This window comes from Phaeobacter cretensis (assembly GCF_047372505.1).
Lineage (GTDB): Bacteria > Pseudomonadota > Alphaproteobacteria > Rhodobacterales > Rhodobacteraceae > Phaeobacter > Phaeobacter cretensis.
Genome location: NZ_JBKBEU010000001.1, coordinates 1,234,983 through 1,260,781 on the forward strand (window position 1 = coordinate 1,234,983; position 25,799 = coordinate 1,260,781).

The 25,799-nt window shown below is 55.7% G+C and carries 23 protein-coding genes; 12 read left to right on the forward strand and 11 right to left on the reverse strand.

Annotation, left to right across the window (positions count from 1 at the left end; all coding sequences use genetic code 11):
- Positions 1-145 precede the first annotated feature (145 nt).
- From ACEWZM_RS05900 to ACEWZM_RS05925, 6 genes are all read right to left on the reverse strand, one after another.
- Positions 146-784: a LysE family translocator gene (locus ACEWZM_RS05900; protein ID WP_414005553.1), complete on the reverse strand. Its 639-nt coding sequence runs from the start codon at positions 782-784 to the stop codon at positions 146-148.
- A 95-nt stretch (positions 785-879) separates the two neighbouring features.
- Positions 880-1,410: a GAF domain-containing protein gene (locus ACEWZM_RS05905; protein ID WP_414005554.1), complete on the reverse strand. Its 531-nt coding sequence runs from the start codon at positions 1,408-1,410 to the stop codon at positions 880-882.
- Positions 1,411-1,490: 80 nt separating this feature from the next.
- Positions 1,491-2,228: an ABC transporter ATP-binding protein gene (locus tag ACEWZM_RS05910; RefSeq protein ID WP_414005555.1), complete on the reverse strand. Its 738-nt coding sequence runs from the start codon at positions 2,226-2,228 to the stop codon at positions 1,491-1,493.
- Positions 2,225-3,070 (reverse strand): ABC transporter ATP-binding protein, encoded by an 846-nt coding sequence (locus ACEWZM_RS05915; RefSeq protein ID WP_414005556.1) that lies wholly within the window; start codon positions 3,068-3,070, stop codon positions 2,225-2,227. Before ACEWZM_RS05915 ends, ACEWZM_RS05910 begins: the two co-directional genes overlap by 4 nt.
- Complete coding sequence (locus tag ACEWZM_RS05920) at positions 3,067-3,969, reverse strand: ABC transporter permease (protein ID WP_414005557.1); 903 nt, start codon at positions 3,967-3,969, stop codon at positions 3,067-3,069. The genes ACEWZM_RS05915 and ACEWZM_RS05920 overlap by 4 nt, the downstream gene beginning before the upstream one ends.
- A 2-nt stretch (positions 3,970-3,971) precedes the next feature.
- Positions 3,972-4,982, reverse strand: a complete 1,011-nt coding sequence (locus tag ACEWZM_RS05925; protein ID WP_414007973.1) for an ABC transporter permease — start codon at positions 4,980-4,982, stop codon at positions 3,972-3,974.
- Between the two features lie 195 nt (positions 4,983-5,177).
- Between ACEWZM_RS05925 and ACEWZM_RS05930 the strand changes: the two genes are divergently transcribed.
- The 3 genes from ACEWZM_RS05930 to ACEWZM_RS05940 all read left to right on the forward strand — a co-directional run bounded on the left by ACEWZM_RS05930 (position 5,178) and on the right by ACEWZM_RS05940 (position 8,713).
- Positions 5,178-5,795 carry a helix-turn-helix domain-containing protein gene (locus ACEWZM_RS05930; protein ID WP_414005558.1) on the forward strand — a complete coding sequence of 206 codons (618 nt, stop codon included), beginning with the start codon at positions 5,178-5,180 and terminating at the stop codon, positions 5,793-5,795.
- 79 nt (positions 5,796-5,874) lie between these two features.
- Entirely contained in the window at positions 5,875-7,461 is a 1,587-nt protein-coding gene (locus tag ACEWZM_RS05935) for an ABC transporter substrate-binding protein (protein ID WP_414005559.1), read from the forward strand.
- Positions 7,462-7,612: 151 nt separating this feature from the next.
- The gene (locus ACEWZM_RS05940; protein ID WP_414005560.1) at positions 7,613-8,713 is read left to right on the forward strand and encodes a M24 family metallopeptidase; all 1,101 of its coding nucleotides are present in this window, start codon (positions 7,613-7,615) and stop codon (positions 8,711-8,713) included.
- A gap of 75 nt (positions 8,714-8,788) precedes the next feature.
- On the opposite strand, the gene ACEWZM_RS05945 is transcribed toward ACEWZM_RS05940, so the two are convergent.
- Together ACEWZM_RS05945 and ACEWZM_RS05950 are read right to left on the reverse strand one after the other, a co-directional pair.
- Positions 8,789-10,045 (reverse strand): glycerate kinase type-2 family protein, encoded by a 1,257-nt coding sequence (locus ACEWZM_RS05945; protein WP_414005561.1) that lies wholly within the window; start codon positions 10,043-10,045, stop codon positions 8,789-8,791.
- Between the two features lies 1 nt (position 10,046).
- Positions 10,047-11,129 carry a tartrate dehydrogenase gene (locus ACEWZM_RS05950; protein ID WP_414005562.1) on the reverse strand — a complete coding sequence of 361 codons (1,083 nt, stop codon included), beginning with the start codon at positions 11,127-11,129 and terminating at the stop codon, positions 10,047-10,049.
- Positions 11,130-11,311: 182 nt separating this feature from the next.
- On the opposite strand from ACEWZM_RS05950, the gene ACEWZM_RS05955 reads away from it, so the two are divergent.
- The 3 genes from ACEWZM_RS05955 to ACEWZM_RS05965 all read left to right on the forward strand — a co-directional run bounded on the left by ACEWZM_RS05955 (position 11,312) and on the right by ACEWZM_RS05965 (position 15,608).
- Positions 11,312-12,244 carry a LysR family transcriptional regulator gene (locus ACEWZM_RS05955; protein ID WP_414005563.1) on the forward strand — a complete coding sequence of 311 codons (933 nt, stop codon included), beginning with the start codon at positions 11,312-11,314 and terminating at the stop codon, positions 12,242-12,244.
- Between the two features lie 127 nt (positions 12,245-12,371).
- Entirely contained in the window at positions 12,372-13,340 is a 969-nt protein-coding gene (locus tag ACEWZM_RS05960) for a TAXI family TRAP transporter solute-binding subunit (RefSeq protein ID WP_414005564.1), read from the forward strand.
- Positions 13,341-13,433: 93 nt separating this feature from the next.
- Positions 13,434-15,608, forward strand: a complete 2,175-nt coding sequence (locus ACEWZM_RS05965; RefSeq protein WP_414005565.1) for a TRAP transporter permease — start codon at positions 13,434-13,436, stop codon at positions 15,606-15,608.
- 31 nt (positions 15,609-15,639) lie between these two features.
- Here ACEWZM_RS05965 and ACEWZM_RS05970 read toward each other — a convergent pair whose 3' ends face one another.
- The gene (locus ACEWZM_RS05970) at positions 15,640-16,425 is read right to left on the reverse strand and encodes a DeoR/GlpR family DNA-binding transcription regulator (protein WP_414005566.1); all 786 of its coding nucleotides are present in this window, start codon (positions 16,423-16,425) and stop codon (positions 15,640-15,642) included.
- Positions 16,426-16,590: 165 nt separating this feature from the next.
- Between ACEWZM_RS05970 and ACEWZM_RS05975 the strand changes: the two genes are divergently transcribed.
- The 6 genes from ACEWZM_RS05975 to ACEWZM_RS06000 are packed head-to-tail and all read left to right on the forward strand — an operon-like array spanning position 16,591 to position 22,378.
- On the forward strand, positions 16,591-17,559 hold the full coding sequence (locus ACEWZM_RS05975) for an ABC transporter substrate-binding protein (protein WP_414005567.1): 969 nt from the start codon (positions 16,591-16,593) through the stop codon (positions 17,557-17,559).
- Complete coding sequence (locus tag ACEWZM_RS05980) at positions 17,559-19,262, forward strand: ABC transporter permease (RefSeq protein ID WP_414005568.1); 1,704 nt, start codon at positions 17,559-17,561, stop codon at positions 19,260-19,262. The genes ACEWZM_RS05975 and ACEWZM_RS05980 overlap by 1 nt, the downstream gene beginning before the upstream one ends.
- Entirely contained in the window at positions 19,250-20,293 is a 1,044-nt protein-coding gene (locus ACEWZM_RS05985; protein ID WP_414005569.1) for an ABC transporter ATP-binding protein, read from the forward strand. The genes ACEWZM_RS05980 and ACEWZM_RS05985 overlap by 13 nt, the downstream gene beginning before the upstream one ends.
- Positions 20,294-21,364 carry an MBL fold metallo-hydrolase gene (locus ACEWZM_RS05990; protein WP_414005570.1) on the forward strand — a complete coding sequence of 357 codons (1,071 nt, stop codon included), beginning with the start codon at positions 20,294-20,296 and terminating at the stop codon, positions 21,362-21,364.
- Positions 21,361-21,909 carry a histidine phosphatase family protein gene (locus ACEWZM_RS05995; RefSeq protein WP_414005571.1) on the forward strand — a complete coding sequence of 183 codons (549 nt, stop codon included), beginning with the start codon at positions 21,361-21,363 and terminating at the stop codon, positions 21,907-21,909. Before ACEWZM_RS05990 ends, ACEWZM_RS05995 begins: the two co-directional genes overlap by 4 nt.
- Positions 21,896-22,378, forward strand: a complete 483-nt coding sequence (locus ACEWZM_RS06000; protein ID WP_414005572.1) for a phosphatase domain-containing protein — start codon at positions 21,896-21,898, stop codon at positions 22,376-22,378. Before ACEWZM_RS05995 ends, ACEWZM_RS06000 begins: the two co-directional genes overlap by 14 nt.
- A gap of 125 nt (positions 22,379-22,503) precedes the next feature.
- On the opposite strand, the gene ACEWZM_RS06005 is transcribed toward ACEWZM_RS06000, so the two are convergent.
- On the reverse strand, positions 22,504-23,844 hold the full coding sequence (locus tag ACEWZM_RS06005) for a serine hydrolase domain-containing protein (protein WP_414005573.1): 1,341 nt from the start codon (positions 23,842-23,844) through the stop codon (positions 22,504-22,506).
- Entirely contained in the window at positions 23,825-25,255 is a 1,431-nt protein-coding gene (locus ACEWZM_RS06010) for an alginate export family protein (protein ID WP_414005574.1), read from the reverse strand. The genes ACEWZM_RS06005 and ACEWZM_RS06010 overlap by 20 nt, the downstream gene beginning before the upstream one ends.
- Positions 25,256-25,799 lie beyond the last annotated feature (544 nt).

Sequence of the window (25,799 nt, forward strand, 5' to 3'; positions counted from 1 at the left end):
ACATTCGCGCAATCAGGCTGGAGACAGCCGCTAAACAATCAAAAACGCCTGGGTCGCTCCGGGCGTTTTTCTATTCGGCCAGCAGAGTGTCAGCGCAAGCGGGCTCGCCCCTACCGCAGCCACATCGGCGCAATACGACCCGCCATCACATCAACAGCATCCAAATAGCAACACCGCCAAGCAGCAGTGCGAAGCCGCGATTTAGCTGCCGTGCGCGCGCATCTCGGGCGAACTGACGCGCCAGACCCTCTCCAATCAATGTCCAAATCGAAAACGCTACGAAGTTATTGAGCGTAAAGACAAACGTAATAACGGCAACGACACCCAACTGCCCCGTCCGCCCGAGGGCCGTGCTGTACGCATTTGCCATGGCAGCGTCCACAGGCGTCAGGAACTGGCTGAACATCACCGCGATGATCACATAGGCTTTGGGGTTCAACACCAGCAACACAACGCCATCGCGAAACCGTGCGGGCTGTGCATGCAAATCGGACTTTGTGCCTCCGGCGCGCCACAGTTTCGATGCGATCCACACCATATAGATAACCCCGGCCAGCTTCAGCATCTGGAACAACTCGGGCGAGATCGCTTGGGCCGCCAGCGCACCACTACCGATCAGTAACGTCACCACTGCCGTCGCTATATGATAGCCTAGGGTTGCGGGAATGGTCGCACGAAACCCAAACTGCGCGCCATTGGCAGCAAAGAAGAGATTCCCCGGTCCGGGGCTGTAGGCCAACGGGAAAAGAAACACCAAAAGAGCGAGCATCATATCCAAGGTCATACCGGCGGGATCCCATGCAGCAAACATCCTTGGGTTTATCGCAGAAGCAGCCTAGCGCGCGACCCGGTTCCTGCGCAAAGGGAAGCCGAATGAAATCATAGCGACTTAACCACTGCCAAGGTCGCCAGAGACGGCAGCGTCAGCACTGCTTTCGCAGCCCGCACCCGCGCCTCGTTATAATAGCCCGGCTCATGCAGGATGTTGATGGTCGCCGCCAATTCACCGCGCATCAGCACCGGAAGATTAATGACAGATCCACAGCCCAAGTTGCCGATCAGTTTGCCATCGGGAAACACCTGGTCAATCTCCACCAGCGTGTTGGCAACGAAACACTGATGCTGGCCATGCACAATCTGGAACCAGTCGTTCATCTCAATCGGTTTGGTGCCGGATATTGGATAGTTTTCGTGGTCATCAGTGTAAGTTCGACAGGCCAGCATGGCCGCCATATCAACCGTCATAACCGTGAACAACTTAGCACCGATCGTGGCCTTGGTCAGCGTGCACAGCGCATCATAAGCGGCCTGCGCTACGGTCGCTCCAGCCAGAGCAGTCGTGAACTGGCCTAGCGCGTCTGCTGTAGCGGCGTCTTGCATCAGTTTCTGTTCGGGATCGTGTCGCGTCATCGGGTCCTCAATCAAAATGTCACAATAGGCGTCATAGCGACATCCGCCGCATGGCCCTGTCAAATTTCTTACTAGCTTGGCTAATCTGCTCCGCCGCTGGCAGCATAGAGCTGTTGCGCATAAGGATCGCTAAACCGCCCATCATGCAATGCATCTGCTGGCGCGATTTCGACAATGTAGCCTTTGTTCATTACAGCCATGCGGTCGCACATAAAGCTGACCACCGGCAGATTATGGGTCACCATCAGATAGGTCAGCCCCTGCGCACGCCGCAGTGTTTTCAGCAGATTGAGAATCTCGGCCTGTACTGAGACATCTAATGCCGACGTCGGCTCATCTAGCAGTAACACCTTGGGATTGAGCATCAAGGCCCGCGCGATCGCGACACGCTGACGCTGACCACCGGAAAGCTGATGTGGATAGCGAAAGCGGAACCGCTGATCGAGCCCGACCGCTGCCAGCATTTCTGCCACGCGACCGTCACGCGCACCAATTCCATGCACCCGCAAGGGCTCCCGCAGCACCCAATCGACCGGTTTGCGTGGGTGCAATGAACCGTAAGGATCCTGGAACACCATCTGGCAGCTACGCGAAAACGCCCTATCAATGCCGTGGCTGCGCGGCTGTCCGAGAACTGACATCTCGCCCGTCCAATCCGGCGCAAGCCCGGCAATCGCCTTCAAAACGGTGGATTTTCCAGAGCCACTTTCCCCAACGAGAGCAAAGCTCTCGCCTTCCGCAACATCAAAGCTAACGCCCTGCACGACCTTGGTATCCCCGTAGGAGATATCGAGGGATTTCAGAGAGATCGCCGTCATGTTCTGCTCCAACTTTGACGGTCAAGCACAGGCAGTGTGTCTCGGATTTCCTTCATCTGAGGCACCGCTGCCAGCAACCCTTGGGTATAGGGATGGCTGGCTTTGTGCAGATCACCCGCGGCACAGCTTTCCACCACCTGACCACCGTTCATCACCATGATCCGGTCGCAATAGCGTGCAACCAGATTGAGATCGTGACTGATCAAGATCAGCCCCATCCCCTTGGCACGGACCAACTCATCAATCAGGTCCAGCACCTGAGCCTGCACCGATACGTCAAGCGCTGAGGTCGGCTCATCCGCGATCAGCAGATCCGGACGCGGGATAAGCATCATGGCGATCATTACCCGCTGCCCCATGCCACCGGACACCTGATGCGGATACATCCGAGCGACCGCCTTAGGATCATTGATGCGCACGGCGCCCAGCATATCCAACACGCGAGCGTTCGTATCGCGTCGGCTGAGCCGTTCATGGACATCCAGCGACTCGGCGATCTGCGCCCCGATGGTCATCACCGGATTTAACGAGAACTTGGGGTCCTGCATGATCATCGAAATACGAGCGCCGCGTATGCCCCGCATCTGGCGGTCGTTCAGGCCTTGTAGATCCTGTCCTTCCAGCGCCAGTTTGTCAGCGGCCATCTGTCCGGGATTGCGGATCAGTCGCAATATGGCGCGGCCAGTCATGGATTTGCCTGATCCACTCTCTCCCACGATACCCAACCGCTCACGCCCAAGGGTAAAGCTCAGCCCTTTGACCACCTCGACCCGGCCCTTTGGGGTCGGGTAACTGACGCGGAGGTTATCGACCTCCAGCAATGGCGCGGCGGCATGGTTCATGACTTGCCCCCCTGCTTCGGGTCCAGTACATCGCGCAACCCATCGCCGAGAAAGCAAAAACCAAGGCTGACCAAAATGATTGCAATGCCTGGCATGGTCGCGACCCACCATTGATCCAGAATAAACACCCGTCCACGTGAAATCATCGCGCCCCATTCCGGTAAGGGCGGCTGCGCGCCGAGGCCCAGAAACCCAAGGCCCGCCGCTGTCAGGATGATACCTGCCATATCCAGTGTCACCCGTACGATCATCGAGGACGTACACAACGGCAGCACATGTTGCAGAATGATGCGAGAGTGCGAAGCGCCCAGCAGACGGGTCGCCGCGATGAACTCTGCATTGCGAAACGTCAGTGTTTCGGCTCGCGCGATACGGGCATAGGCGGGCCATGCGGTGATAGCGATGGCAATGATCGCATTTTCGATCCCTGGCCCAAGGGCAGCAACGAAGGCCAATGCCAGGATCAACTTGGGCATCGAAAGAAATACATCGGTCACCCCCATCAGGACCCGGTCAATCCAGCCACCGAAGTAGCCCGATATTGCACCAATGATAAGACCAAGTGGCGCAGAGATTACTGCCACCAATGCCACGATCATCAACGTAATCCGCGCGCCGTAGACCACACGGGAGAAGATATCACGCCCCAACTCATCCGTGCCCATCCAATGTGCAGCAGACGGCGGCAAGAGGCGGGCCGGAAGGTCCTGCCCGATCGGACTATGTGGTGCGACCCAGGGGGCAAGCGCGGCTGCGAGGATCAGCATGGCAATGATCACTGTACCCACGACTGCCAGCGGATTGCGCATCAGCGCAACAAGCATACGATAGGCCCGTACCGCAGTGGCCTGAGTTCTTGTGGCCGGGGAGTCGTCCAGCAACCAGTCACGGCTCGACATCACTAGCTCCTTGGGTCGAGAACCCGGTAAAGCACATCCGAGATCTTGTTGATGAAGATGAACACTGCACCGATTACCAGCGTGGAACCCAGCACCGCATTCATATCGGCATTCAGCAGCGCAACAGTAAGGTAATTACCGATACCCGGCCAACTGAAGACGGTTTCGATCATCACCGAGCCTTCCAGCAGAGCCGCATAGGACAGTCCAATTACGGTGATCAATGGCACCCGAATTGGCTTGAACCCGTGCACCCAGATCACCTTCCATTCCGGCACGCCTTTGACGCGGGCTGTGGTGATAAACTCCTGACTAAGCTGGTCCAGCATGAAACTGCGGGTCATGCGCGCGATATAGGCAAGACTGAAAAAACCGAGGATGACTGCTGGCAGCACCAAATGCGACAACGCATTCCAGAACACCTCAGTATCGCCGACCAATAAGCTGTCGACCAACAGCAAACCAGTTATCGGGTCAATCAACCCGTCATAGAAGATATCAACTCGCCCTGGCCCCGCAACCCAGCCCAGTCCCGCATAAAATACGGCCAGCCCAACCAAACCCAACCAGAAGGCTGGCACTGAATACCCAAGCAGGGCAAAAACGCGGATAACCTGGTCAACCCAGGTGCCCTGCCGCGCGGCAGCACAGACCCCCATCGGAACGCCCAGAGCCACTCCAATCAGTATACCCAGTGTGGCCATCTCTAGCGTTGCCGGAAACACCCTTGCAAGATCAGAAGTAACGGGCCGGTTGGTAGAAACAGAGCGCCCCAAGTCTCCTTGAAACACGTCTCCGACATAAGAGAAAAACTGGACCACCAGTGAGTGATCAAGGCCCATGGCAATCCGCGCCGCTTCATATTGCTCCTGTGTGGCGCGATCCCCCACGACCGAGAGAACCGGATCAATCGGCACCACTCGACCAATGAAAAATGTGATCGACAGCAGGCCGAGAAAAGTCAGCGTTGTCACCAGAACAAAACCCGCAACCCCCTGCGTAAAAAGCAGAATTACACGTCCCGTTTTTGATGTGCTGGTCAAGATATCCTGCCCTCCACATGGCCGTGACACACGACGCAGCGCCGCCGGAATACCGACGAATTTCCCTTCGGCATAAATATTATTTTTTGCAAAAGCAAAAAGTTTTTGCTTCACAAAAAATTTTTTTCTAAGCTAATCAGGTGATCATCATTGTGAAAGTCGTCAATGCCAAACACCAGCGCCACCCAAAAACCAGTAATGTCCCGTAACACTGCAGGCCCGATGCTCGGCGCGCTGATCCGCAAGCGACGCAAGCAGATGGGGCTGACGCTTCAGGCGCTCTGCGACACTGCTGGTGTTTCCGTCGGCTACCTCAGCCAGCTGGAACGCAACAACGCTACGCCGACGCTGGGCACTCTGGCGCAGATCGCTGCAGCACTTGAGGTGGGGTTGGAATACTTCATCGCAACGCCAAAACCTTCGGACGCCCTAACACGGGCCTCAACACGCACACAGTTTTCTCTGGCGGGATCCTCAATCACATATGAGGCACTCGGCGCCCAATTTCCGGGCGCCGAGCTATCTAGCTACATCCTGCATGTACCGCCCGGATATGTATCTGAGGAGGTCAGCCATGAGGGTGAAGAGATGCTTTATGTGCTGGCGGGAGAGATCGACCAATCTCTGGGTGGGCAGCTCTTTCGCCTGAAAGCGGGCGACAGTCTGCACTACAGCGGGCTGACCTCACATTCCTGGAGCAACCCGACCGCACAAGTGGCGCGGCTTTTGTGGACCGGCACGCTCAGCGTTTTGCATAGCAAAAACACACCAGACCTGCCCTGAGCGCGTACGGCCCTGCAGGTAGGTCCAACATGATCGAACATGCCGACAGGGTACAAATAAACCAAATAGGGAGACTGACATGAACCTCGTGAAATCCGCCTTACTGGCCAGTGCAATAGCGTTGCCTCTGGCGACCACCACGCTTGCTGACACCCCTGCCAATGCGCTGATTGTAGCCCAGAACATCGACGATATTGTCGCGATTGATCCGGCACAGGCCTATGAATTCACCTCTGGTGAACTGGTCACCAATCTCTATGACCGCTTGGTGCAATATGATGCCGAAGATCCCACCATACTGGCCCCGGGTCTTGCCAGCGCATGGGACATAGATGCGGCTACCAAGACTATTCGCTTTACGCTGCGCGATAACGCGGTGTTCCACTCAGGCAACCCCGTGCGTGGTGAAGACGTGGTGTTTTCACTGGCCCGAGTGATTAAGCTGAACCTGACCCCTGCCTTTATCCTTGTGCAGCTGGGCTGGACAGCCGAGAACGTAGACCAAATGATCACCAGCGACGGCAGCATCATCACTGTCAAATACGAGGGCGACTTCTCACCAGCGTTTGTAATGAACGTTCTGGCCGCGCGTCCTGCCTCCATCGTCGACAAAGAGATGGTGATGGCCAATGCCGTTGACGGTGATATGGGCAATGCATGGCTGAACGAGAACGCAGCCGGATCCGGACCGTTTAAACTGCAAGACTATCGCCCAGCGCAGATGGTGCGGCTGGCGGCTAACGGGGATTACTTCAAAGGCGCGCCAAAGATGGAGAGCGTCATCATTCGCCATGTGGCAGAGGCTGCCACGCAAGAGCTGCTGCTGGAATCTGGCGACATCGACATGGCTCGTAATCTGACACCGGATCAGATCAGTGGCTTTGACGGCGATGCCATTCGGGTGGAGACTTATCCGCAGGCTGCGGTGCATTTTCTGTCTTTCAACCAGAAGACCGACAGCCTCACAGACCCTGCTGTTTGGGAGGCTGCCCGCTATCTGGTGGACTACAAAGGCATGACCGACACAATCATCAACGGCCAGATGGAAATCCATCAGGCGTTCTGGCCAAAAGGCTTCCCGGGATCCTACGACGACGCTCCGTTTGGGTATGATCCTGAGCGCGCTAAATCGATCCTAAGCGAGGCCGGGATTGAAACACCAATCACCGTCTCACTGGATGTGATCAATGCGGCTCCCTTTACTGATATGGCACAATCCTTGCAGGCCAGCTTTGCCGATGCGGGCATCAACTTTGAAATCCTGCCAGGGACCGGCAGCCAGGTGATTACAAAGTACCGCGAACGCAGCCATGAGGCGATGCTGCTCTATTGGGGTCCTGACTTTATGGACCCGCATTCCAACGCGAAGGCGTTTGCGTATAATTCCGACAACTCCGACGACAACTATGCAGCGACGACCACATGGCGTAACTCTTGGGCTGTCCCAGCGGAGATGAACGCAAAGACCAAGGCCGCGCTCACCGAAGCAGACCCCGAAAAGCGATTGGTGATGTACCAAGAGCTGCAAGCAGAGGTTCAAAAAAACTCTCCCATCGTGATCATGTTCCAGGCTGCCTATCAGGTGGCGATGGATGAGGATGTCACGGGCTATGTGAATGGGGCGACCTCTGACTTTGTTTTCTACCGTCTGGTGGAAAAACGCTGATTTCTGGTGCTACACAGCACATTGGCCTGCCCATTTTATCTTTGGGCAGGCAGCTAAGTCGGCACATCACAACTCGACCTCAACGACCTATTCGACCCAATTTACAGACCGGCCGCGGTTTATGACCACGTGCGCCGCAGGAGCCCAATATATGACACACCCCCCCTATGCCGACCGGCTGGTCCGGCTACGCCAGCGCATGAGTGAGACAGCCACGGATATGGTGGTACTCGGTCCTTCCAGCCATATGATGTGGCTGTCCGGCGTGAACCCACATGGCGATGAACGCCCGGTGATGTTGATGGTTAGCCAGAACCACGCAGGTTTTCTGATGCCAAGATTGAACGCGGACGCTGCGCGCCAGGCGACCGACTTACCGTTCCACTGCTGGTCTGATGACGAAGGACCCGATGCAGCCCTCGCGGCCCTGCTTGCGGATTGTAGTGCAACCGATGCAGGCCTGTCTGTGGTATTGGACGAAACCATGCGTGCCGATTTTGCACTGCGCGTGCTGGACGCGATGGACTGCCCAGAGCGACGTTTTACCGACGATACAGTTGGCCTGCTGCGCGCAATGAAAGATACCGCAGAATATGACGCGTTGAAAGCCGCGCATCTGTTGAATGATGCCGCCGTAGTTGAGGCGTTTTCCAGTCTCGAAGAAGGCATGACTGAGTGGGATGTGCAGGCAATTCTGCACGAGCACTACAAGGTCAATGGTGCAACGCCGGAATTCACCATCGTAGGCTTCGGAGCGAATGGCGCTTTCCCCCATCACCACACTGGCGACACCAAACTGACCCGTGACATGGCCGTGCTGATCGATACAGGGTGCCGATTGAACGGCTATCCGTCCGATATGACGCGCTGCGGCTGGTTCGGCACACCAAAAGCAGAATACGAACAGGTGTTCAAAGTGGTAGAGGCCGCCGTTCAGGCCGCAGTCGCCGCATCAAAACCCGGCGTACGTGCCAGCGAGATCGACCGCGCAGCTCGCGACACCATCACCGCTGCCGGGTATGGCCCACAATTCCTGCACCGCACCGGACACGGGCTGGGAATCGACATCCACGAACCACCGTATATCACCGCAACCTCCGACGTAGAGCTGCGCGCGGGCAATGTCTTCTCGATTGAGCCGGGCATCTATCTGAAAGACCGGTTTGGCGTTCGGCTGGAAGAAATCGTTATACTGCGTGAAGATGGCGCTGAAATCCTGTCGGAAATGCCCCGCACTATGCAGCGGAGCTGATCGCTCAAGCCTATAAGACAGAAGCGACGCCATCCACGTTAGGGTGGCGTCGCGCTGCAGTATTCCGCCGACGCTCTACGAGACAAGAACCGCTCTAAAGTCGTTAACGTTGGTCAACGTCGGGCCGGTTTTGACTAACCGCTCCAAGCGATCCAGAAGAGAATAGCTGTCATGAGCTTGCAAATAGGCCTGAGGATTCAGGCCCAAGTCTGCCGCTCTGGCCAAATCGGACGGCCCGACGATAGCACCAGCGGCATCTTCTGTTCCATCAATGCCATCCGTATCGCCTGCCAGAGCGTAAATGCCCGGCAGGCCATTCAGCGCTATCGCAAGAGACAGCAGGAATTCTGTGTTGCGACCGCCGCGGCCCGGCTTTTGGGCACCAATGCTGACGGTGCTTTCACCTCCCGATAGCAGGACGCAAGGCCGAGCAATAGGGTAGCCATGCGCCGCTGCTGATTTTGCGATTCCAGCCATTCCAATACCCAGTTCACGTGCTTCGCCCTCGATTGCGTCACCCAAAATCATCGGCCTAACCCCAGCTGCCCTGGCGATCTCCGCCGCTGCAGTCAGGGCCATCATCGGCGTTGCGATCAGGCGGAAATCGCTTTTGAAATCCAGCAATGCATCCGAACGCTTGGCGAGCAAGGCGACAACGGCCGCTGGCAGATCATCCCCCAGTGATTCTAGTAAATAGGATAAGTCCTCATCCGCAGAGGGATCCGAAACAGTTGGCCCAGACGCGATGTTCGCCGGATGATCGCCCGGCACATCCGAAATCGCCAGTGTTACAAGCCGGGCAGGATGCGCAGCACGTGCCAGCCCGCCGCCTTTGATCGCAGACAGACGGCGGCGGACTTTGTTCATCGTTTCGATGGTCAGGCCGGACGCCAAGAGGCGCTGATTGACATCGATCTTATCCGCCAAGCTAAGTGGCGCCACCGGCATAGGCATCAGCGACGATCCCCCGCCGGATATCAGCGCTAAAACCAGATCATCAGCCCCAGCACCGTGAGCCGTCGCTAGAATCTCCATTGCCGCCGCCTCGCCTGATGCGTTGGGAACGGGATGCGATGCCTCACGCACAATGATGCGGCTACAAGGCACGCTGTGACCATACCGCGTGACCACAACGCCCGAAATATCTACATCGGGCCACGCGATTTCCAAGGCTCGCGCCATAGCGGCAGCAGATTTCCCTGCCCCCACGACAATGCACCTGCCTGCAGGTTTTTCTGGAAGATGCTGCGCAAGGACGGTAGCAGGATCTGCCGCAGATATAGCAGCAGCAAACATTACACGCAGCAACATCTCCGGATCTAAGTGCGGCATATCAGGCAACCAGAACGTTGGCTCCGCGAATAGCCTCGCAGACGGCATCGGTCACTTGTTGTGTGCTGGCTGTGCCGCCGATGTCAGGCGTCATGATCCCGGCCTCGCAGACCTGGTCAATCGCACTCATCATACGCCCAGCTGCCTTGTCCTCACCCAAATGCTCTAACATCTGCGCAGCGGTCCAGAATGTCGCGACAGGGTTGGCGATCCCCTTGCCGGTGATATCAAATGCTGAGCCATGAATAGGTTCGAACATAGATGGAAACCGGCGTTCGGGATCAATGTTACCCGTTGGGGCAACGCCTAAGGACCCAGCAAGCGCACCGGCCAGATCAGACAAAATATCTGCATGCAGGTTGGTCGCGACGATTGTATCAAGGCTTTGCGGGTCCTTCACCATGCGCACGGTCATCGCATCAACCAGCATTTTATCCCATTTCACATCGGGAAATTCCTGCGCGACTTCCGCTGCAATTTCATCCCACATGACCATGCCGAACCGTTGCGCATTCGATTTGGTCACCACCGTCAAAAATTTGCGCGGCCGCGATTGCGCCAGTCTGAACGCATAGCGCATGATACGGGTCACGCCGACACGTGTGAAAATAGCGGTCTCCGTGCCCACTTCTTCAGGGAAACCCTTGTGAGCACGGCCGCCATGGCCCGCATACTCGCCTTCGGAGTTTTCGCGCACGATTACCCAATCCAGATCACCCGGCCCGACGCCCGCAAGCGGCGATTGGATGCCCGGAAGAATTTTAGTGGGCCGCACGTTGGCATATTGGTCAAACCCCTGACAGATCGGCAGGCGCAACCCCCACAGAGTAATATGATCAGGCACGTCTGCCGCGCCCACAGCTCCGAAGAAAATCGCATCAAACGCTTTGAGTTGCTCAGTGCCGTCCTCGGGCATCAGCGCCCCGGTCCTTTTGTAACGCTCGGAGCTCCAGTCAAATTCGGTCACGTGTAATTTGAAACCACCATCCCAACTGGCCAGTGTCTCCAGGGCCTGCAAGCCCGCGTTAATCACTTCCGGACCAATGCCATCAGCTGGGATGGCGGCGATTTTGTAGGTGGTCATTAGAGGTATCCGCTTTTCAAGGACTGTCATTAGGCCGGTGACATTCAAAGGAGGCGGTGGGGGTGAGCTACCATCGATCTGGCGCCCCCTTCAACATCGAATACCGGCGATCTTGCGTGACGCTACAGGTCCCACGTTGTGTTTCTCAATCAATCTGAGATTATATACTAAAATGAAATAGTATGAGTGGCGTAGGACAGATGGATATTAAACGGATTAGATGCTTTCTGGCGGTCGCCAATACGCTGCATTTTGGGCGGGCAGCACAGTCACTAGATATGTTACCCGCCTCACTGGGACGGCAAATTCGCTTGCTTGAGGATGAGTTGGATACCCGCCTATTTGTGCGTACGACTCGAAATGTGTCCCTGTCACAAGCTGGATTGTCGATCTTGGATGACGCTCGGGAGTTGGTTGAGCAAACAGCCCGGTTCGAGCAAAAAGTGCGCAGTGTGAGACGTGCGGAAACCGCCGTACTAAGAGTTGGCGCGATTGACAGCGCGGCGGCAGGCCTGATGCCGCAGCTCATGCAGCTATTGCGCCAATCACATCCCGAGATCGAAATTCAACTGATTGAACAGAAAACCATCCACCTCCTGCCTAAGCTATTGAGCGGCAGTGTGGATCTCGCATTTTGCCGCACCCCAGATGTAAAAGATCCCCGCCTGCATTTTCGCACGCTTTTCTTTGAAACAGCGGTCGTAGCTGTACCTGACAGCCACCCTCTTGCAGATCGTGCGGTGATACATATTGCCGACTTGGCTGACGAGCCATTGATCGTGCCGGACCGCAGGTCACGTCCACATTCCCATGACCTGACAATTAAGATGTTTGTAGACGCAGGTCTGACCGCACGCATCGCACAGATCGCAGAAGAAAAGCACACCATTGTCAATCTGGTCGCGACTGGAACTGGAGTTGCGATTGTTCCGCGTTGGACGTCACGGCTACAGGTTGCCGGCGTGCGCTTTGTGCCTATTGCAATGTCCGAACTTGGCAATCAGTCCAAATTGGTACTGGCTGCGGCATGGCCACGCGGTATCCGCGACCCGATGCGGGACGCTGTGGTTGCTGTATTGGAAAGCCACCTCAAAGCTATCGAAGCAACCGCCTAAATTATATTCCTTCTGAATATAATAATTGGCGCGTTGTATGTGTGCCCGGCACTGCTCAGTCTGGTTCGCAACGATGCAGGAGGTCTCATTCATCTGAGTGGCATCGGGAATCGTAGGGAGGATAACCATGAAATTCACGACATTCACAGCAGCCGCACTCTGCACCTTGATCGCATTGCCCGCAGCCGCGCAGGACCGCGATGGCTGGCCGAACAGCCTGACCATCGGCACAGGTAGCCAGGGCGGCACTTACTTTACATATGGCAGCGGTTTTGGCGCGATGCTGAGCGAAGCACTCGACATTAACGCGGGCGTCGAGATCACTGGTGGCCCGGTACAGAATGTTACATTGGTCGAAACGGGTGAGCACAACATGGGGTTCGTAACCCTTGGCCCGGCAGACGAAGCACGGCGTGGCCAAAGCCCGCTGATGCCAGGCGTACCACACGAACAGGTACGCACATTGTTCCCAATGTATCAGACACCTCTGCAGGCGGCAGTATTGGCGAACTCCGGGATCAAAGGTTTTGCCGATCTGGCCGGCAAACGCGTAGGCGTCGGACCTGCAGGCGGCACATCAGCCACTTATTGGACCCGCTACTTTGACGCACAGGACAATGGTGCCGCCATCAGCAATGCAGGTGGCTCTGATACTGCCGGGCAGCTTAAAGATGGCTTGATTGACGCCTTCGTTTACGCGGCGGGTTTGCCAACAGGGGCGTACGCCCAGCTGGCCGTGGAGAATGACATTGAATTTCTGTCAATGGACACTGCAACACTGGACAAGATGATGGAGGTGGCACCAGCTTTTGCCCCATTCACCATTCCAGCCAACACCTATGAAGACCAGTCAGAAGACCTAAAAACTGTCTCGCTTTGGAATTTCGCAATTGTGGGCGCGGACATGCCCGATAGCTTGGCCTATGAAATCACCAAACTCGCGATGGAAAACAATGACCGCATGTTGACTGTTCACGCAGCGGCAAAGGAAACACTGGCCGAGAACGCACTTAAAAACCAGGTCATCCCGTTTCACCCCGGTGCCGTGAAGTGGTTTGAGGAAAACGGGATCGAAATTCCTGACGCCCTGAAATAAGCGCGGACCCCTTCCGCGTATTACCTACAAGCACGGGCGGGCAATAGCCGGCCCGTGCTTCACTCACAGCCTTTCAGAATTTGGATCTCCGCCTTGCCCCTTCAACCCCAAGCACAAAACGCCGATGCCCTTAAGGCATCTGTCATCGAACAAGAAACAGCTAATGCAAACGTCGATGAAGAACGCGCAGCGTCCAATCAGCGGGTGTTTGAGGGCAACCGGCACTGGATTATAGCAATCCTTTGCGTGAGCTACACCGTCTTCCATCTGATGGTGATGAACGTCTATCCCCTGGAAACCTGGGCTTACCGTCTGACTCATATCGGGGGCGGGCTGATGCTTGGCTATCTGCTTTTCGGTGCCTCTGATCTGAGATCACAACCGCAGCTGCATGATACAGGTTTTGGGTCGGCCGTTCTGGCGGTGGCCGGCGTCGGCATCCTCTATGCAGCCATTGCTGTTGCCGCGATCTGGATCAACGGGCGTGTGTTGGGGGCAACTCTACCGCCCGCCTGGGCGATGGGTAGCTTCGGCATACCTCTAGCCATTGGGACTGTCTTTGCAATCTTGCACGGCTGGTATTTTGCTCAAACCGACCGAACACGGTTTGCATGGGCAGACATCCTTCTGGCCATCGCGGCCGTGACCTGTACAGCCTATTTGATTTTCTTCGCGCGCCAATTGCAATTGCGCGCCGGAATGCCGATGGCTCTGCCCGGTGACATGTGGTCGGCAGTCGTTATCGTAGTACTGATCCTTGAACTCACACGGCGCGTCGCTGGCATGGCGCTTGTGATGATCGCTTCCGTTTTTGTAGCCTATGCCTTCCTCGGGCCCTGGTTACCCGGACTGTTTGAGCACCGCGGCTATGATGCCAAGCGCTTCTTTTCTTACATCGTGACAGACAATGGAATCCTGAGCGCGCCAATTGCAATTTCATCGACCTACATCATCCTGTTTGTGGTCTTTGCCGCCTTCTTACAGACCACGCGCGTGGGAGAATATTTCGTCAACCTCGCCTTTGCTGCAGCCGGCCACAAACGTGGTGGTCCCGCAAAAGTGGCTATCTTTGCCTCAGGCTTGATGGGCATGATCAACGGAACCTCTGCCGGGAATGTCGTGGCAACCGGATCCCTCACCATCCCGATGATGAAAAAAGTGGGCTACAAACCACAAACCGCCGCATCTGTAGAAGCCGCTGCATCAACAGGCGGCCAAATCATGCCACCCATCATGGGGGCCGGTGCGTTCATCATGGCAGAGATCACAGGCATTTCTTACATGGAGATCGTCTGGGCTGCTCTAATCCCAGCGGCACTGTACTTTATCTCTGTCTACTTCATGGTCGATCTTGCCGCTAAGAAACTGAACATGAAGGGCCTGCCCCGCTACTTGTTGCCAAAATTTGGCCAATTGATCCGCCAGTTCTATCTGTTCACACCTATCGTAGTGCTTATCGGCGCGTTGTTCGCCGGATACTCCGTCATTCGCTGTGGGACACTTGCCATGGTAACGGCTGCGGTCGTGTCCTGGCTAACACCACATAAAATGGGGCCAAAGCAGCTCTTCCAGGCGCTCGACAATGGCGCACGCATGGTTCTGCAGTTGGTGGCGGTCTGCGCAACTGCAGGTATCATCGTTGGGGTCATTGCGCTGACAGGTATTGGATCACGTTTCTCGACCGTCTTGCTGACCCTTGCAGACCAAAGCCAGCTATTGGCGCTGTTCTTTGCTATGGTTGTGTCCATCATCCTCGGCATGGGGATGCCCACAACAGCCGCCTATGCGGTTGCCGCCAGCGTCATCGCTCCCGGTGTCGTCGCTCTTGGTGTGCAGCCATTGGTGGCGCATCTTTTCATCTTCTACTTTGCCGTAATGTCGGCGATCACCCCGCCCGTTGCCTTGGCCTCATACGCTGGGTCAGCACTGGCCGGATCAGATCCGGTGCAAACGAGCGTTGAAAGCTTCAAGATCGGGCTTGCCGCTTTTGTTGTCCCATACATGTTCTTCTTCTCACCGGCGATGTTGCTGCAAGGGAGCCCATTTGAAATCCTCCATGTCGCTGTAACAGCGGTCGCAGGCGTCTACTTCCTGTCTTGCGCAGTTCAAGGTTGGTTTTTTGGCCATGCAGGAACAGCCGTACGCGTCGCACTCGTCGCGGCAGGTCTAGCCATGATCGCCGGAGGTTGGCTAACTGACGGTATTGGCATTTTCATCTTTGCTTTGGCTTTAGCTATCCAGAAACGGCTGCTAAAGTCGAACACCTGAGGAAATAGGTGCACTTGTCTATGCAGGTGCTCTATTCCTGCCCCATCGTTTGCACTTCGATGATCCGACATCCCGACGTTTTGCAGCGCTCGAGCAAGTCAACCGCAAGCTTTTGGCCTGAAACGACCACATCGTAGTCCCAGATCTTGTGCATACCGCAGGGCATATCGAGACCAAATTTTGTACTATCCACAACAAGGATCTTTTCCCTGGCGCATTGGCCAATAGAGCGTCGCGCCAGGATTTCGTCGGAGTTATAGTCCAGAACATCCCCACCAGCCGAAATACCGCCGCAGCTAAAGACGGCTTGATCCAAATGAAAGCGTGAAAAGAACTCCATGCTCGCACTGCCGATCAGATCGAGGTCACGCAAGCGCACCATCCCACCCGCCAGCTCAACAACCGCGCCAGGGGCATTTTGCATTGCAACAACCGCATGCAGGCTGTTGGTGGCAACAAAGAGATCTTTCCGCACCGCTAACAGACGCGCGCAATGCTCAACCGTAGTCCCGGTTCCCAACGCGATATGTGCGCCATCCTCTACAAGGTTTTTCACGGCCATTGCGATGTGTTGTTTTTCCTGCCTGGAAATACTCTCTCTCGGGGAATAGGCGATATTCTCAGAATGCTGACGCAGCCGCGCAGCGCCATTTCGGCGTTGAACCAAACCTGCGTCGTCGAGATCGCGCAAGTCCGTACGGATGGTCTGCACCGAGACATCCAAACGTTCAGAAAGTTCGCTCGCAGACAGTTCGGCCACCTCTGAAAGAAGGGTAACAATCCGGTCTCGGCGATCTTTTAGATCTATGCGCTTCATCCTGCGTCTTTCGAAAGAAAATTTAGCATCAATCTACACAGAGCGACCATGAAGTCCAGAAACATAAATATTAAACAGTTTCGTCACATTAAATTTGCAATGCAGGTCAATAAGAGTGTCATCGTAATAACTTTCGTTCGAAAGTAATCCTTCTGGAGATCTGTGATGAAATCCCTTCTGACTGCCGCAGCACTTACTTGCCTTGCCTCTGTCGCCTTTGCAGACACACTTACTGTCTATACCTCGCAGCCAAATGCTGATGCGCAAAAGACCGTTGACGCCTTTATGGCCGCCAACCCAGGCACCGAAGTCGAATGGGTGCGCGATGGCACCACCAAGCTGATGGCGCGCCTGCGTGCCGAAATCGAAGCAGGCAACCCGCAGCCAGATGTGCTGCTGATCGCCGACACTGTCACCCTCGAAGGCATGGCACAGCAAGGCCTGCTGACTGCTTATAAATCTCCTGAGGCCGCCGCCTTTGATCCAACGCTCTATAGCGCGGATGGGTTCTATCATTCGACCAAGCTGATCACGACGGGTATCGTCTATAACACCGGGGTTGAAAGCGCTCCGTCATCCTGGGCGGATCTGAAAGATGCGTCCCTCAAAGGTCAGATCGCAATGCCATCGCCGCTCTATTCCGGTGCGGCACTGATCCATCTTGCCACCCTAACCGGAGACGACACCCTTGGCTGGGACTACTACAACCAGCTTGCCAGCAACGATGCCCGTGCCAAGGGCGGCAACGGCGGTACATTCAAGGCCGTCGCTGCTGGTGAAAAACCGTATGGCATGGTCGTGGACTTTCTTGCGATCCGCAACAAGGCCGAAGGTTCCCCCGTTGATTTCGTCTTCCCAGAAGAAGGCGTCTCCTATGTGACCGAGCCTGTTGCGATCATGTCGTCAGCCAAAAACGTCGACGCCGCACAGAACTTTGTCGACTTTTTACTGAGCCAAAAAGGTCAAGATCTGGTGCTTGAGATGGGCTACATCCCCGCCCGCAACGATATGGGTGTTCCTGCAGGTTTCCCAGCGCGTGACGATATCAAGCTGATGGCCTTCGACCCGGCGGTTGCTTTGCAGAATGCCGAAGCAAACAAAGCGAAATTCGCCGAGATTTTTGGTGCCGACTAATGCACCTTCGCAAAACACTTGGGGGCAGCCGGTCAGAGGATCGGCTGCTTTCCATTGTACTTCTCATTGCAATCTGTCTGACTTTGACACCGGTTCTGCGATTGTTTGTCGAAGGGCTGACCGTCGGAGATCAGCTGAGTTCTGGGCGGATCGTTGATGTTCTGTCCAAAGCTTCAACGCATAAAGCGCTGCAACATTCACTATTTACTGCCGGGCTCGGCACCGTGGTTTCGCTACTGATAGGCGGCGCATTTGCTTTTTTAGTGGCGCTGACAGATCTGCGTGCCAAGGCTGCCTTGGTATTCTGTCTAATGATCCCGATGATGATTCCCCCGCAGATCACAGCCCTGTCGTGGACGCAGATCATGGGCCCGTCATCAGTATTGCTAAAGACGCTGGGAATTGCACCGCCACTGGGCGCACCACAGCCGCTTTATTCGCCGGGCGGGATTATTCTGCTCTTGGGTGTGCAACACGCGTCGATAATCTTCCTCACCCTGCGGGCCAGTTTGCGCGCAATCCCACAAGAGGTAGTCGAAGCCGCGCGGATCAGCGGGGCGCGAGGGCTGCGCTTGTGGTGGCAAGTTGTCCTGCCGCTGTGCGTTCCCGGTTTACTTGCTGGGACGGCGATCACCTTCGTGACGGCGTTGGGGAACTTTGGCATTCCGGCGATGCTTGGAATCCCAGCCGGGTATTCAACACTGCCGACGTTGATTTACCAGAAACTCGCCGGGCTTGGCACCTCGGTTCTGGCAGAGGTTGCCGTTCTAGCAATGCTTATCGGTTGTGTGGCCATCTTCGGCATTTTGCTGCAACGATTTTTCCAAGCGCGCCAGAGGGTGCATCTAGTCGGCGCCTCGTCCCGTCCGCTGTCGATCCCGCTGGGGCGCAAGCGTTTGCCTATAGAAATTGTCATGTGGCTTGTCGTAGCGGCGCTTCTGGTGTTGCCAATGACCGGGCTGCTGGCGACCTCTCTGGTGCCAGCATACGGCGTGCCGCTTCGTCTTGACACCATCACACTAGACTCTTGGTACGAAGCACTGTTCCGCCAACCTGTGACCGCGCGCGCCTTTACCAATTCGTTCATGCTGTCTCTTGGTGCAGCAGCCGTGCTGATAATAATTTGCCTGCCGCTGGCCTGGCTGATGGAGCGACATCCAACCCGGCTCACGCGTCTGTTCGATAGTTTGGTCGATCTCCCCTATGCGTTGCCCGGTGTCGTGCTGGCCATTGCAATGATCCTGCTGCTGATCAAGCTGCCGTTCACCCAAGCGACACTATATGGGACGATCTGGATCATCTTCCTTGCATATCTTGCACGATTCATGGCGGTGATGTTCCGTCCCATTCAAGCCAGTATCCGCCAACTGGATCCGGCCATGAATGAAGCCGCGCAGTCGGTTGGAGCCAACCTGTTCCAGCGGTTGCGGTCGATCATTTTGCCACTCTCAGCGCCCTCAGCGGCGGCGGGCGCGATCCTTGTGTTCCTGACCGCATTTAATGAGCTCACGGTATCCGCGCTTTTGTGGTCTTCGGGCACCGAAACCCTCGGGGTCATGATTTTCAATTTAGATGACAGCGGCGAGACGGTAATGGCGTCAGCTCTGGCGATGACCATCGTTCTGGCGGTGATGGCCCTAATGGGGATCATTCAGCTTTCTGCCCGCCGCCTCCCTCAAGGAGTTGTCCCATGGCAGACCTAAGCCTAACAGCCGTAGAAAAACACTTTGATGGGGTGCCTGCCTTGCATTCCATTACCACGAGGATCGAGGATGGCGAGTTTGTCGCTCTGCTTGGGCCCTCTGGCTGTGGCAAGTCCACGCTGTTGCGCCTGCTCGCCGGGTTCGAAACGCCCAGCCTCGGGCGAATTTCTATCGGTGAGCAGGAGGTTGCCAATGGGGACACCGGTCACACCATTCCCCCCGAGGCACGCAATATTGGCTTTGTGTTTCAATCCTATGCTCTATGGCCGCATATGACAGTACGGCGGAATGTATCCTACCCGCTTGAGGTGCGCGGATTGCCCAGACAGGCCCGTAGCGAACAGACCAATCTAGCGCTTGAGGCCACCGGACTTAGCGAGTTTGCCGATCGGATGCCCTCGGACCTATCTGGGGGACAGCGCCAGCGTGTGGCACTTGCACGCTGTTTGGTATCTGATCCGCAGGCGGTGTTGTTGGACGAGCCTCTTGCGAACCTTGACGTGGCTCTGAGGGCCGCAATGCAAGACGTGTTCCTGGATTTCCACGCCCGCACGCAGGCAACGATGGTCTATGTAACCCATGATCAGGCCGAAGCCATGGCCATGGCGGACCGCATTGCCGTCTTAGAACGGGGCCGCATTGCCCAGTTCGACACTCCGCAGGAACTCTATGCTCGTCCACGAAGCCGCTTTGTCGCCGGTTTTGTTGGCGAGGGCACCGTCCTTCCCATCGATCAGATCCGCCAAGAGGGTGATAACCTGATGGCCCAATTCAACCAAACCACGGTCGCGATTAGTAGCGATAGCGCACAGCCCAACCACATCTGCCTGCGTCCGGAGAATATTTCGCTGTCAGAGACCGGCGACATGCGCTGCGTGGTACAACGCTGCACCTATTTGGGCGGGCACTATCGGCTCACGCTACAAGGCCCCAACGCAGAGAACCTGATTGCGGAGAGCCGCTTCTATCACAAGACAGGCGAACAGTTGGGGCTCTCATTGCACCAACCCTGGGCCTTTCAGGAGATTTAAATGGGTGAGATTAAAATCCTCTCCGGCATCGGCGAAAAAGGACCGGCCTGTATGCGTCTGAATGTCAATGGAAAGGTCTGGTTGTTGGACTGTGGTCATGGACCGGAAGCTACCGCACGGTTCAACCCGGCCTGGCTCGACGGAGCTGATGCAGTCTTTGTGACCCATGATCACATCGACCACATCGGCGGCGCGGCCTATGCTGTGGAGGCAGGACTACCGATCTATGCGACCGCTCAAACCGCCAAGGCCCTGCCGCCCGCAGCCGAAGTCCGTATGCTACCCGAACAGGGAATCTACGATCTTAGTGGCGTTCGCATAACCACAGGGCGCAATGGCCATGCATTGGGAGGAGTGTGGCTGCATTTTGGTATCGGTGAGGGGTTGTTTTACTCTGGTGACTGGTCAGAAGAGTCCAGTTGGTTTGCCTATGATACGCCGCCCAAGGCGGCTACAGCTATTTTGGATTGCTCCTATCATTTGGATGCAATTGCGCAAAAAGACCGCTTCTCAGCCTTTGACACATTAATCGACAATTTGCCCGGGCAAATCCTATTGCCGGTTCCGCCGTCAGGGCGGGCGGGCGAAATGGCGCTACATCTGGTCGAACTCTTTGGGTTTGATGCCGTGATCCTTGATCCGGAATGCCGCACGGCGCTGAAGGCCGCACTTGCAAGTGACAGTCTCACCCCGCGCGCGCAGGAAATCGCGCCGCTGCTTGAACGAGGTGACACGGACGACGCACGGTTTTTGATCTGTGACACGCCCAATGCCGATGGCGGGGCTGCTTGGGGCTATGCAAGAGCATGGCGGGAAAGCGAGCGTTTGGGGCGCAACGCTCATGTGGTCTTTACCGGTCATATGACGGCGCATGCACGCGGCATCTGCGCCGTGCCCGGAGGCCATTTTAGACGCTGGAATGTCCATCCACCACTCGGCGATCAGGTCAAGATGCTCCAACATCTAAATGCCAAGCGTTTCGCACCTGCCTTCTGCTCCCAACCCGAGGACTACCTTGTCGAACCTGAGCTTGGAGCAAAGGTCTTTATGCATGAGGCTATCAAGCTATGATGCTGCAACTCCCGCCAAAGACATTTTGCCTGATCAGACATGGTGAGACATCGGCCAACCGCGATGGAATTATCGCCGGTGCGCATGATGTCGATTTGACAGATAAGGGCCGCAAGCAAGCAGAAGCTTTGCGCGAAACCGAATGGCCAACGGCGACTATGCTCTTTGCAAGCCCGAAGCGACGAGCGCAAGACACCTGTGCTCTGGCCTTTCCCGATGCACCGTTTCACACTCAAAGTGACCTGCGGGAAAGGGATTGGGGCATATTCGAAGGCTTGCCCATAACCCAACTTCCCCCGCGCGATGGAAAGCCCGAAGGCGGTGAAGATTGGGGCGAAATGCAGCGTCGGGTGGCCTCTGCAATTTCTGAAGGCTGCGCACTTGCGCAAGATCTATTGCCTATCTTTGTCTGCCATTCAGGCGTCATCCGCGCCACGCGCATATTAGCCGGGCAAAGTAATGTTGGTGCTCGACCACACAATGCTCAGCCGATTTATTTCGAGTGGACGGGGCGCGAGCATAAGGAAATTTATGATGTTGAATAACACTGCGGTGCAGGGCTCAGGCAAGCCTTGTGTGGTCTTTGATGTGGATGGGACGTTGGCACATTTCGACGCCAAAGAGCTTGGCCACCTTGTTCACGGAGAGGTTAAGGATTGGAATGGTTTTCACATAGCCATGGCAGATGCTGCACCCATAGAGCCGGTCGCTAGACTTCTACGGCAACTAAAGGCCGCTGGCGAAAAAATTGTTATTTGCTCAGGGCGGCCAGCTGGATGGGTGGATCACACCACCGCATGGTTGCGGAAGAATGACCTTCCTTTCGACGGAGTTTACCTACGTCCTGAGGACTTGGATGCCGAGAGCGATCCGGATATTAAACGCCTACTGTTGGCCGAAATGCGTGCTGATAAATGGGACCCCTGGATTATAATCGATGACCGCTCCAGCGTTGTGGAAGCATGGCGAGACGCCGGGCTTGTCTGTCTTCAATGTGCGCCGGGAAATTTCTAAGCATCTATCAATTGGTTTCCAGGACACAAATCCAACCTGCCCAGTTTGGACACCTGCATAGGGCAACGCATGACCTATCGGCACGATTGCGGAAGTTAAAGCCATTGGGCAAACCTCTCCTGCACCTATCGAGCCATCAGGTACTCCGCGACAGCCTGATAGGCCGGAAGCGACGTTGGGTCGATGAAACCGTTTTGCGCCTTAGGAAAAGAGGCAAGACGCACCAACACCATGTTAGCGGTCGGATCGATATAAATCGTCTGACCATGGACCCCGCGGGCCGCATATGCACCATGGTCGTTGTGGAAGACCCACCACTGACTGACGTAGCTCCCGTTCGAGATCGTCGGGAAGCCGCTAAACTTACTCTGGTCCCCTCCGGCAGCAATCACTTCTACAACCTCGGCCGGGAATACGCGTGTGCCGTCTGCAGCAACACCGCCATCTAACAACAGTTGCCCCAGCCTCCCTAGATCTCGTAGCCCAGCAGAGATCCCGCCTCCTGCGAAGGGCACGCCCTTGCCATCCACAGTCTGATAGGCATCCTGTTCAGCACCCATCCGGCTCCACAACCGTTCGGAGGCAAGCCCGGTCATTGCCTTGCCCGTCACCCGGCTGATGATCCACCCAAGCATGTCGGAATTGATCGTCTTATAGTGGAAAGCATCCCCATGATTGCCTTCGTGTGGTACCTGCTGGAGATACTCCCAGTAACCATCGGGCCCTTCGTAGTCGGCGGGCTTCGGCAGCGGACTAGCGGCGGAAGAATAGAGCCAGATATCCGCGTTAGGATCCGAATAATCTTCGGAGTACTGAACACCCGTGGTCATATCCATGACCTGGCGCACGGTCGCAGTAGCAAAGGCGCTTACGCCGATCTCGGGTATGACGTCGCGCACCATCAACGTGTCATCCAGCGCCCCTTCGGCGACGAGAATTTCACCCAGCAGTCCCGTGATCGACTTGCTCATCGACATGATAGCGTGTTTACCACCCTCTTCGAGGCAGCCGAAATAGCGTTCATAGACAACTTCACCTTTGTGCAGGATCAATATGCCATCGGTATAGTTGGCATACAGTGTCTGCTCCCAGGTCATCTCCTTCTCACCATCGATCGGCATGAGTGTCAGCGCATCGATCTGATCGCCCAATTCAGAGAATTCCGCCAATGGTGGATAGGCGAGCTGCTGAGGAGCGCTGAGCCCCCGGCTAATCTCCTCCGTCGGCAGGAATTCACGGAGATGGCAAACCGACCAACGCAGCTTTGGAAAGCTGAAATAGTTGCTGTCAGGCTGAGTAATCAGCTTATCGAGAGGCGGTGGAAATCCCTTCATCCAGCCCATCACGTTGGGGTCGGACTCCTGAGCGGAAAGCACTTGTGATTGCGCATTTGAAGCCGGTAACGCGCCAAACGTCATGCCAATCCCCAGGATCAATGCTGTGAGATTAGAAGTTATAGACGACATTGACGAACCCTCCTGTCCATGGGTCAGCACTACCGCCCACGACGTTGTCGATACCTTTGCCGGGAAAAGAAACTGAGACACCGGCGGTCAAAAACGTGTTGCGATTGATGATACGGCTGTACTCAAGAAACAAGTCGTCGGCGAGATGTGCATCGGTAACACCTGAAACGACATTGCCATTTAAATCTACCCGCGTAGCCTGGCCGAACTGAACGGGGCTATTCAACTCGTTTGCGCGGATACGCGCGTAGCGCAGCGTCCATGTGTCGGCGGGTCTTGGCTGCAGCCGAAGCGCTACCGTCAGAGCATTTACGTTGGAGTTAATGAAGGTCGAAGCAGATTTAGATCCCGTCGCCCATGCACTCGGGCTGCCCTGATAGTAAAGCGGATCGAACCGTTCCAGTGTTGCGGTATTCGGATCATCGCCCGAAAAGGACTGATATCCTAGCGTAAGACTCGGCGACCAAGCTAGATGCGAAAATCTGTATCCAGCGGTCACTCGACCAGCCCAAGCTTCCATCTCGATCCTATCGTTCCATTGATATGCAAAATCGCCTGTAAAAACCCAATTTTTCAACGCGCCTTCGAACGGGTTTGACCTAGCGTAGGCGCTAATCGTACGAGTGCCCTCCCGTGCGCCAGATAGCACGGCAGGTGCGCCAACTCCGCCAGGAGCTGCCAATGGATATGGAGATTCAGACCTCCGAACATCCACATAAGTTGCCCCCAGATAACCTCCTGCGGGATCATCATAACGTAAATCAAAACCTACGAGTTCGTTGCTTCCGTCTGTAGAGGGCAGCTCGTTTGGATCGAGATAGAATGCTGTTCCTGTAACATTTCCGAGGGACAAGCGCCCGATTACCGCCATTTCCCAGGCCTTGCGCGGACCAAGCTTCAATGCACCTCTCTCGAAGCCGCTGGTTGCGCCATTCGCGATCAACATCCCTGTCCCAAGTGTCAATTCACGCGGGCCCAACGACAGATCATACGAGACACCGCGCCCCAGGTCGCCGCGAATTGCGAGGTACGCTTCTTCAAGTGTGGAGGAGCCAGTATCGCCAGTGTCGAACGCATCGATACCCCAAGTGTATGACGAAACCGCCGAGAGTTTTCCATAGACGACGTCGCCCCTGTCGAGACGATACTCAAAGCTCACACCGGGCTTGATGTAGGATTCCAACCATTCCGTGTCATGGGCAAATCCGCTTCCTGGCACTGTCGTCGCAGCCAGATCCCAGAACAGGTTACCCTCGGAAACTGCATTAAAGCCAAACTGCAAGTGGCTACGAACTTCTAAGCCATTGGCATCATATAGAAACGTTTGACCGTTCTCTTGAGCCTCTACGCCTTCAGCGATCAACAACATTGCTGAAACAGCAACACCGCCTTTTGATGAGAAACGGAGCACAAATAATCTCCAAAACTTCAAAACACACTCAATAGTAGTAGATCCTTCAATCCAAACAAGCGCTAACGGTAGAAAACCCTAACTCGTCAACGGAAATCTACCTGTCACTTCCTCCGCTCATAGGCAGATCACCCTAAGCGCGATCAAATCACTTATGCCTAGTAACACAACGACTAGTGGCTTGCGGTCACGACCATAGGCTCGAGCCGTTCCTACAACCTCCGCTGATCTTCAGCAGAGTTTACGCATAAACGTGATCCTTGCCCGCATGGAATCTTACAGGAGACTATATCAGTTCCGCCTATGGCTGTTGGCTTACCCTCGCCGCCGAGCAACTATACCAATTTTGCAGTGATATGTGCCAAAAGCAGAGGTCTACTTGGCCAGCTCAGTTGTCGAGGAGAGTTGGGGGTGATGAGTCTGTTGGAAAACGCCTTGACCACCGCGTGTTCAAGTCCTGCAAACTGATGTGAGAAGTGCGAGGGCTCTAAGAAAAATTGGACTTTCTATCCCTCACTATTCGCTCGAGCCCTTCGTCAGGTGT